The following is an 8,376-nucleotide window of genomic DNA, read 5'->3' on the forward strand; positions in this document are numbered from 1 at the left end:
CAGGATGCGGTGCGGCAGCGCTCAGGTCAGGGTCGCCGTCCGGCCGGCGCGCTCGGCCCGCCGCAGCAGACGCCCGGTCCGCCACTCGAACGCCACCACCAGGCAGATCGATGCGCAGGCCAGGCCCAGCGCCAGCCCCCACCAGATGCCCAGCGCACCGCCCTCGAAGGTGAAGGCGAACAGCCAGGCACTCGGCGCACCGACCAGCCAGTAGCACCCCAGGCCGATCAGGAAGGTGATCTTGGCGTCCTTCAGGCCGCGGATCGAGCCCATGGCGATGCTCTGTACGCCATCGAACAGCTCGAACCAGGCCGCGACCATCAGCAGCCCCACCGCCAGGTCGAAGATGGCAGCAAAGGCCGGGTCCTGCCGGTCGATGAACAGCCCCACCAGGGTGTCGGGCTGCAGCCAGAACAGCGCGGCAAAGGCGAACATCAGCGAGGCACCGAAGGCGATGCCGACACGCCCGGCGCTGCGCGCGGCGAGCAGCCGGTCAGCCCCGTAGTACAGGCCCACGCGCATGGTCACCGCATAGGAAAGCCCGGTCGGTACCATGAACGCCGTGGACACGATCTGCAGGGCGATCTGGTGCGCCGCCAGCTCGGTGCTGCCCAGCAGGCCCATGCACAGGGCGGCGAAGGCGAACAGGCCGATCTCCACCATGTAGGTGCCGCCGATCGGCAGGCCCAGGCGCAGCAGCTCGCGCAGGGCGGTCCAGGAGGGGCGCAGCAGGCCCTGGCGCAGCGGGTAGGCGTCGTAGGCGCGGTGCCAGCGGATGTACAGGGCCAGGGCCACGGCCATGCCCAGCGAGACCACGGCGGTCACCAGGCCGATGCCCATCAGGCCCAGTTTCGGCAGACCGAACATCCCTTCGATGAGCGCATGGTTGAACAGGTAGTTGACCACCGTGCCGACCAGGCTGATCACCATCACCGGCGTGGAGTGCCCCAAGGCGCTGGTGAAGCCGCGCAAGGCCATGAAGCTCAGGTAGCCCGGCAGGGCCAGGGGCAGCAGGGTGAGGAACTCGGCGGCCGACGCAACGTTGTCCGGTTGCTGCCCGAACAGCAGCAGCACCGGTTCCAGGTTCCACAGCGCCAGCCCGGCCAGCAGAGACAGACCCCAGGCCAGCCATAGGCCATTCTGCGCCAGGCGCGTGGCGCCCTGGACGTCACCGCCGCCCTGACGGATCGCCACCAGCGTGCCGACGGCGGCGATCACCCCCAGGCAGAAGATCGACACGAACGAGTAGGTCGCCGCGCCCAGCCCGCCCCCGGCCAGGGCCTGGGGGCTGATGCGCGCCATCATCAGGGTGTCGGTGAGCACCATGAGCATGTGCGCCAGCTGCGACGCCACCAGCGGGCCTGCCAGCCGCAGCAGGGCTTTCAGTTCGGTAGTGGGGGCGACGTGCATGGAGAAGTCCTCGGAAACGCATGACAGGGCAGACCGAGGATTCTGAGGCTTTGGTCAGGATTGCACAAAGGGCGATGACGCAGCGGGCCGTTGCGCCATCGCCCGACGGGCCGTTACAGGGTATCGAGATTCAGCGCCGCGGCGCATTCGGCCAAGGAGTGCCGCTCGGCCTCGGCGTATAGCGCCAGCTCATCGGCCACGGTCATGCCCAGCGCCGTCTCGAAGGCCTGGCGGTTGGCCTGGCCTGCGTAGCTCGCCTGCGCCTCGCCGCCCAGGTTCGACTGGAAGATGCCTGCCGCGCTGACCGGCAGGAAGTCTTCGTACACCAGCGCTTCGTACTGCACATGCCCTGCGTCGATCAACGCCTGCAGATCGCGTGGCCGTTCGGCCTGGTCACGGGCCGCGAGGCCGGCGTCGGTGGGCGCATAGCGGAAGAACGCCAGGCCCTGGGCGCGCATCTGCGCCAGGTCATCCGGGAAATCGGCAAAGCAGGCCTGCAACAGGCTGTCGTAGTGGTCGGCGTTGGCCTCGGTCGGCGCGCCACCCAGGGCCAGGCGCGTGGCGTCGAGCAGACGGTCGTACAGCTGACGGCCCTTGGGCGTCAGGGCCGCACCGCGCTGTTCGATCTCGCCGAAGCGCGCAGTGTGGCTGCCGTGCCTGGCCTCATCACCGACGAAGGCGACCGGCTCCTGCAAGGCCTTGAAGCTGGTCTGACGCAGCAGGATCGGATGACGCCGGGTCGGCGGGCCTTCGATCACCGCCTTGGGCGAGATGCCATGGGCCGGCATGCCTGCCTGGACCGCATCGATGTCCAGGGTGCGTGGTGTCAGGTGGTTGATGTGCGGCCCCTTGAACGCCACCACGTCGGCGATCAGCCGGTGCTGGCCGTGCAGTTGCCGATACTGCTCGGCCGTCACCGTCGCATCCTGGTGCCAGCGGAAGGTCTGCAAGGCTTCCTGGACGAAGGTGTCGGCATCGTCGGCGCTCAGGCCGCCGTCACGTTCGCACTGCTCGATCAGCGCCCGCACCCTGGGTGTGAAGATGTCACGTGCGGCAAGGATCCGTTCGGCCAGTGCCCGCAGGTGCGGGTCATCGATCAGTTCCAGGCGCAGCAGTGAGGTGAACACCCGGAAAGGGTTGGCCCGCAGGGCCGCGTCGTCCACCGGGCGAAACGCCGTGGAATGCACCGGCACGCCGGCGCAGCTGAGGTCGTAGTAGCCCACCGGCTGCATGCCCATCACGGCGAACAGGCGGGCGAGGGTCGCCAGCTCCGCCGCGGTGCCGACCCGGATCGCGCCATGCCGCTCCTGGTCGAGCCGCTCCAGGTCACCGGTCCAGCGCAGGGTATCGGCCAGCCCGGGCTGCGCGTCCAGCACCTGCCGATTGACGTCGCTCACGAGCGCCAGCAGCGCGCCGTACAACGGCACCTCCTGCTTGTACATCAACGACATGGCGGCGGAGAACTGCGCGCGAATGTGGTCCGGGCTGACGAAGGCATGGGCAGACATCGTGGAATTCCTGGCTGAAAAAGGACCGTTACATGAAAGCTGGGAATGCCCCAGCCTCACAAGCGAAAAAAAGTGCGTGCTTCATTCCTTTTTCGATCGAACCAGGGCGTCCTTGCAGCCAGGTCCTTCGACGTCTTTGCCTAACACGAGGTGGACCACATTGCTGATCTGGCAGAGCGGTTCACCCCCTGGGTGGGAGCGGGCTTGCCCGCGATGCAGGCAGCGATGGCCCGGACGCTATCGCGGGCAAGCCCACACACAAGAGGAATGCGCTTGCCTGTATCATGCCGGTGAAGCTAAGGGCGCAATAAATGACCCTATCGTGGGGCTTTTTCCAAGGACGCTGAAAGGCCTGGCCCTTACAGCCCTTTGACCTGCTCTTCGATCCACGCCACCAGCGCACGCACCTTGGGCACTTCGGCGGCATGCTCGGGAAAGGCCAGGTAATGGGCGCCGTGGCTGCGCATGGCATGCCCCCAGGGAATGACCAGGCTGCCGGCCTCCAGCTCCGGCAGCGCCAGATAGCGTGGCACCAGGGCCACACCGCAGCCGGACTGCGCGGCGCTCAGGGCCATGTAGAACGTGTCGAAGCGTGGGCCCTGGTAGCTGTTGGCGCTGTGCAGGCCCTGCTCCAGGAACCAGTCGTGCCAGGCTTGCGGGCGCGAGGCGCTTTGCAGCAGGACCAGGTCGGTCAGCTCGGCGGCCTCGCTCAGCGTGCGGCCGGCCAGCAGCTCGGGCGCACACACCGGCACCACCTCCTCGCGGAACAGCTCCACGCAGGTGGCGCCCGGCCAGGTGCCCTGGCCAAAGAAGAACACTACGTCGGCGGTGGCCTGGAGCAGGGCGAACGGCTCCATCTCGTTGCGGATGTCCAGGTGGATGTTCGGGTGGCGCTTGCCGAACCCCTTGAGGTGCGGGATCAGCCAGCGCACACCGAAGCTCGGCTGGGTGGCCACCTTGAGCACTTCGGTCTGCTCGCCGTAAGTCAGCACGTAGCGGCTGGACATGTCCACCTGGGTGAGGATCTTGTCCACCTCGGCCAGATACAGGCTGCCGGCCGGCGTCAGTTGCAGACGCCGGCGGATGCGCAGGAACAGATGGTGCTGGAGCAGGTCCTCGAGCTGGGCGACCTGCTTGCTGACCGCGCTCTGGGTCAGGTGCAGCTCCTGCGCTGCACGGGTGAAGCTCAGGTGGCGCGCGGCCGCCTCGAAGCACTGCAGGGCGGTCATGGACGGGACGAGGCGTTTGGACATGGCGATCTCTGAGAAGTCATTACCCAGGGGAATGATAAGCGGAATAAAGGTCGTTTGTGGCCCGGATACGATCGGATTAATACTGATCCTCAGTGCATTCCACCCCATTCGTTGCAGGAGAGGCAAACATGGTTGCTGCATTGCTCGAGCGCCTTGGCGTCGCCGCCCAGACCCACACCCAGGGCGACCACCCTGTCCATACCCCGATCGATGGCAGCCAGATCGCCTCGGTGACCTTGCTCGGCCAGGACCAGACCGTGGCCTGCATTGCTCAGGCCCAGCAGGCGTTCGAGGCCTGGCGCAACGTGCCGGCACCGCGCCGGGGCGAGCTGGTGCGCCTGTTCGGCGACGTGCTGCGTGCGCACAAGGCCGACCTGGGCGAGCTGGTGTCCATCGAGGCCGGCAAGATCACCCAGGAAGGCCTGGGCGAAGTCCAGGAGATGATCGACATCTGCGACTTCGCGGTCGGTCTGTCGCGCCAGCTGTACGGCCTGACCATCGCCTCCGAGCGTCCGGGCCACCACATGCGCGAGACCTGGCACCCGTTGGGCGTGGTCGGGGTCATCAGCGCCTTCAACTTCCCGGTGGCCGTCTGGGCGTGGAACACCACCCTGGCCCTGGTGGCTGGCAACGCCGTGGTCTGGAAGCCGTCGGAGAAGACCCCGCTGACCGCACTGGCCTGCCAGGCCCTGTTCGAGAAAGCGCTGGCGGCCTTCGGCGATGCGCCCCAAGGCATCGCCCAGCTGGTGATCGGTGGCCGCGAGGCCGGCGAGGCCCTGGTCGACGACCCGCGCGTGGCCCTGGTCAGTGCGACCGGCAGTACCCGCATGGGCCGTGAAGTCGGCCCGCGTGTCGCCGCGCGCTTCGGCCGCAGCATCCTCGAGCTGGGCGGCAACAACGCGATGATCCTGGCGCCCAGCGCCGACCTCGACCTGGCCGTGCGCGGCATCCTGTTCTCCGCCGTCGGCACCGCGGGCCAGCGCTGCACCACCCTGCGCCGGTTGATCGTGCACCGTTCGATCAAGGACGATGTGGTCAGCCGGGTCAAGGCCGCCTACGGCAAGGTGCGCATCGGCGATCCGCGCCAGGACAACCTGGTCGGCCCGCTGATCGACAAGGCGTCGTTCGAGGCCATGCAGGGTGTCCTGGCCAAGGCCCGCGACGAAGGCGGGCAGGTCTTCGGCGGCGAGCGCCAGCTGGCCAGCGACTACCCCAACGCCTACTACGTCTCGCCTGCCATCGTCGAGATGCCGGCCCAGAGCGACGTGGTGCGGCACGAGACCTTCGCCCCGATCCTCTACGTGCTGGCCTACGACGATTTCGAGGAGGCCCTGCGCCTGAACAACGAAGTGCCCCAAGGCCTGTCGTCGTGCATCTTCACCACCGACCTGCGCGAGGCCGAGCGCTTCCAGAGCGCGGCGGGCAGCGACTGCGGCATCGCCAACGTCAACATCGGCACCAGTGGCGCCGAGATTGGCGGCGCGTTCGGCGGCGAGAAGGAAACCGGCGGCGGCCGTGAATCCGGCTCGGATGCCTGGAAAGGCTACATGCGCCGCCAGACCAATACCGTGAACTACTCCCGCGAGCTGCCGCTGGCGCAAGGGATCGTGTTCGACTGAGCCCTTGAGGCTGCAGGGCTGGGGGAACATCCCCTGGCGCGCGGGGCGACCTGCGCAAGGGCGGCCACGCCGCCCCACTCCAACAAGAACAACATCGCTGGAGCCGGGCCATGTCCGAGTTGCGTCAAGAATGCTTGTGGGAATCCGTCAGCCGACCGGGCCTGACCGTCCAGGCCCTGGCCGGCGAGCACAAGGCCGATGTCTGCGTGATCGGTGGCGGCATCACCGGCCTGTCGGCGGCCCTGCACCTGCTCGAGCAGGGCCAGTCGGTGGTCCTGCTGGAAGCCTGGAAGGTCGGGCACGGCGGCTCGGGGCGCAACGTCGGCCTGGTCAACGCCGGCACCTGGATCCGTCCCGACGATGTCGAGGCGACGCTGGGCGCACGGGATGGCGCGCGCCTGAACCAGGTGCTGGGCGAGGCGCCCGCGCAGGTGTTCGCCTTGATCGAGCGGCTCGGCATCGACTGCCAGGCGCGGCACGACGGCACGCTGCACATGGCGCACAATGCCGCCGGCCTGGCCGACCTCCAGGCCCGGCACCAGCAGTGGCGCCGCCGCGGGGCCGACGTCGAGCTGCTGACCGGCGCGCAGTGCCAGGCGTACTGCGGCACCGACAAGATCTCCGCCGCCTTGCTCGACCGCCGTGCCGGCACGATCAACCCCATGGCCTACACCCAAGGGCTGGCCCGCGCAGTGACGCGCCTGGGCGGCAGGCTGTTCCAGCAGTCCGCGGTCGAGGGGCTGGTCCGCGAGGGCGCGGCCTGGCGGATCAAGACCGCGCGTGGCTCGGTGCTGGCCGACAAGGTGGTGGTGTCCACCGGCGCCTACACCGAGCACGACTGGAGCCAGCTGCAGCAGCAATTCTTCCGCGGCTACTACTACCAGGTCGCGTCCAAGCCGCTGGCGGGCGCCGAGGCCGACAAGGTTCTGCCCCATGGCCAGGGCTCCTGGGACACGCGCACCGTCCTGAGCAGCATTCGTCGCGATGATCAGGGGCGCCTGCTGCTCGGCAGCCTGGGCCGGGTCGACAACAAGCCGGCCTGGTTCGTCCGGCGCTGGGCCGACCGCATCCAGCAGCACTACTACCCCCGCCTGGGCAAGGTGGACTGGGCGATGCACTGGACCGGCTGCATCGACTTCACCCCCGATCACCTGATGCGCTTGTTCGAACCGGCGCCCGGCGTGGTGGCCGTCACCGGCTACAACGGACGTGGCAACACCACCGGCACGGTGATCGGCCGCGCCTTCGCCGAATTTTTGCTCGACGGCTCGGCCGAAGCGTTGCCGATTCCGTTCTCGCCGATGAAAGCCGTCAGTCGCTCGCGCTGGCGCACGCACGTCTACGAGACAGGCTTTTCGCTGTACCACGCCGGACAGTGCCTGCGCGTCGTGCTCTGACGCCAGGCAGGCCTGGCAGGAACCATTGCGCCGGGTGCCCACTCCAGATCAGGACAGACTTTTCAGGAGTACCGGCATGAGCACGCTCGTAACCCGCGACGGCGCAGCGATCTACTACAAGGACTGGGGCGAGGGCAGGCCGGTCCTGTTCAGCCACGGCTGGCCGCTGGACGCGGACATGTGGGACGCGCAGATGGAGCACCTGGCCAGCCGCGGCTACCGCGCCATCGCCTTCGACCGCCGTGGCTTCGGCCGTTCGAGCCAGCCCTGGACCGGCTACGACTACGACACTTTCGCCGAAGACATCGCCCAGCTGATCGACCACCTCGACCTGCAGGACATCACCCTGGTCGGCTTCTCGATGGGCGGCGGCGACGTGACCCGCTACCTGGCGCGCCATGGCAGCGAACGTGTGTCCGGCCTGGTGCTGCTCGGATCGGTCACCCCCTACCTGCTCAAGACCGACGACAACCCCGAGGGCATCGAGGTCTCGGTGTTCGATGGCATGCGCGAGGGGCTGCGCCAGGACCGTGCGCAGTTCATGAGCGATTTCGGCCCGACCTTCTACGGCCTCGACAAGGGCCAGCAGGTGTCCCAAGGCGTGCTGACGCAGACCCTGAACATGGCGCTGCTGGCCTCGCTGCGGGGCACCCTGGCCTGTGTCGATGCCTTCTCCGAAACCGACTTCCGCCCGGACCTGGCGCAGATCGACGTGCCGACGCTGGTGATCCATGGCGACGCGGACCAGGTGGTGCCGTTCGAGCATTCCGGGCAACGCGCCGCGCAGATGATTCCAGGCGCGCAGTTGAAGGTATACCCAGGCGCGCCGCATGGCTTCGTGGTGACCCATGGGCCGCAGTTGAGCGAGGATCTGCTGGCGTTTCTGAGGGGAGGGTGCTGAGCAGCTTCCGGGCTCCGGTAGCACGCGGGCTGTCATGATCCCGTGTGGAGGGACTAGGGATTGTGCCGGTACATAAGTGGGCCTTTCAGGCCCAATCGCGGCACAGGGGGCGCTCCCACAGGTGACCGCGATAGCCTGCAACCCCGCGGTGGGGCTACGGGTGTAATTGAATGGACTCGCCCCCGCCGAGGCATCACAGTGCCACGGTGGCGTTTCTTGAACAGCCAACGGCAGCGAGGGCCAGTCCATGAGCAAGCATAAAGCCAAACACAATTCCCTGTCTTCCAC

6 protein-coding genes are annotated in these 8,376 nt (G+C 67.8%); 3 read left to right on the top strand and 3 right to left on the bottom strand.

Features of this window, described 5'->3' with window-relative positions; genetic code table 11:
• Positions 1 to 21 precede the first annotated feature (21 nt).
• The 3 genes from G7007_RS02500 to G7007_RS02510 all read right to left on the bottom strand — a co-directional run bounded on the left by G7007_RS02500 (position 22) and on the right by G7007_RS02510 (position 4,171).
• The gene (locus G7007_RS02500) at positions 22 to 1,410 is read right to left on the bottom strand and encodes a NorM family multidrug efflux MATE transporter (RefSeq protein WP_181098866.1); all 1,389 of its coding nucleotides are present in this window, start codon (positions 1,408 to 1,410) and stop codon (positions 22 to 24) included.
• Between the two features lie 113 nt (positions 1,411 to 1,523).
• Positions 1,524 to 2,918: a 2-oxoadipate dioxygenase/decarboxylase HglS gene (hglS, locus tag G7007_RS02505; RefSeq protein ID WP_181098867.1), complete on the bottom strand. Its 1,395-nt coding sequence runs from the start codon at positions 2,916 to 2,918 to the stop codon at positions 1,524 to 1,526.
• A gap of 359 nt (positions 2,919 to 3,277) precedes the next feature.
• Positions 3,278 to 4,171, bottom strand: a complete 894-nt coding sequence (locus G7007_RS02510; protein ID WP_181098868.1) for a LysR family transcriptional regulator — start codon at positions 4,169 to 4,171, stop codon at positions 3,278 to 3,280.
• Positions 4,172 to 4,299: 128 nt separating this feature from the next.
• Between G7007_RS02510 and amaB the strand changes: the two genes are divergently transcribed.
• From amaB to G7007_RS02525, 3 genes are all read left to right on the top strand, one after another.
• A complete protein-coding gene (amaB, locus tag G7007_RS02515; RefSeq protein ID WP_181098869.1) occupies positions 4,300 to 5,790 on the top strand; it encodes an L-piperidine-6-carboxylate dehydrogenase in 1,491 nt (496 codons plus the stop codon).
• A 110-nt stretch (positions 5,791 to 5,900) separates the two neighbouring features.
• On the top strand, positions 5,901 to 7,187 hold the full coding sequence (gene amaA / locus G7007_RS02520) for an L-pipecolate oxidase (protein WP_181098870.1): 1,287 nt from the start codon (positions 5,901 to 5,903) through the stop codon (positions 7,185 to 7,187).
• Between the two features lie 76 nt (positions 7,188 to 7,263).
• Positions 7,264 to 8,088, top strand: a complete 825-nt coding sequence (locus G7007_RS02525; protein WP_181098871.1) for an alpha/beta fold hydrolase — start codon at positions 7,264 to 7,266, stop codon at positions 8,086 to 8,088.
• Positions 8,089 to 8,376 lie beyond the last annotated feature (288 nt).

The organism is Pseudomonas entomophila, assembly GCF_013523125.1.
In the GTDB taxonomy this organism is placed as follows: domain Bacteria; phylum Pseudomonadota; class Gammaproteobacteria; order Pseudomonadales; family Pseudomonadaceae; genus Aquipseudomonas; species Aquipseudomonas entomophila_B.

Excerpts from the sequence above, each read along its gene's own strand:
- G7007_RS02500 (WP_181098866.1), bottom strand. The coding sequence starts at position 1,410 with ATGCACGTCGCCCCCACTACCGAACTGAAAGCCCTGCTGCGGCTGGCA.
- hglS (WP_181098867.1), bottom strand. The coding sequence starts at position 2,918 with ATGTCTGCCCATGCCTTCGTCAGCCCGGACCACATTCGCGCGCAGTTC.
- G7007_RS02510 (WP_181098868.1), bottom strand. The coding sequence starts at position 4,171 with ATGTCCAAACGCCTCGTCCCGTCCATGACCGCCCTGCAGTGCTTCGAG.
- amaB (WP_181098869.1), top strand. The coding sequence starts at position 4,300 with ATGGTTGCTGCATTGCTCGAGCGCCTTGGCGTCGCCGCCCAGACCCAC.
- amaA (WP_181098870.1), top strand. The coding sequence starts at position 5,901 with ATGTCCGAGTTGCGTCAAGAATGCTTGTGGGAATCCGTCAGCCGACCG.
- G7007_RS02525 (WP_181098871.1), top strand. The coding sequence starts at position 7,264 with ATGAGCACGCTCGTAACCCGCGACGGCGCAGCGATCTACTACAAGGAC.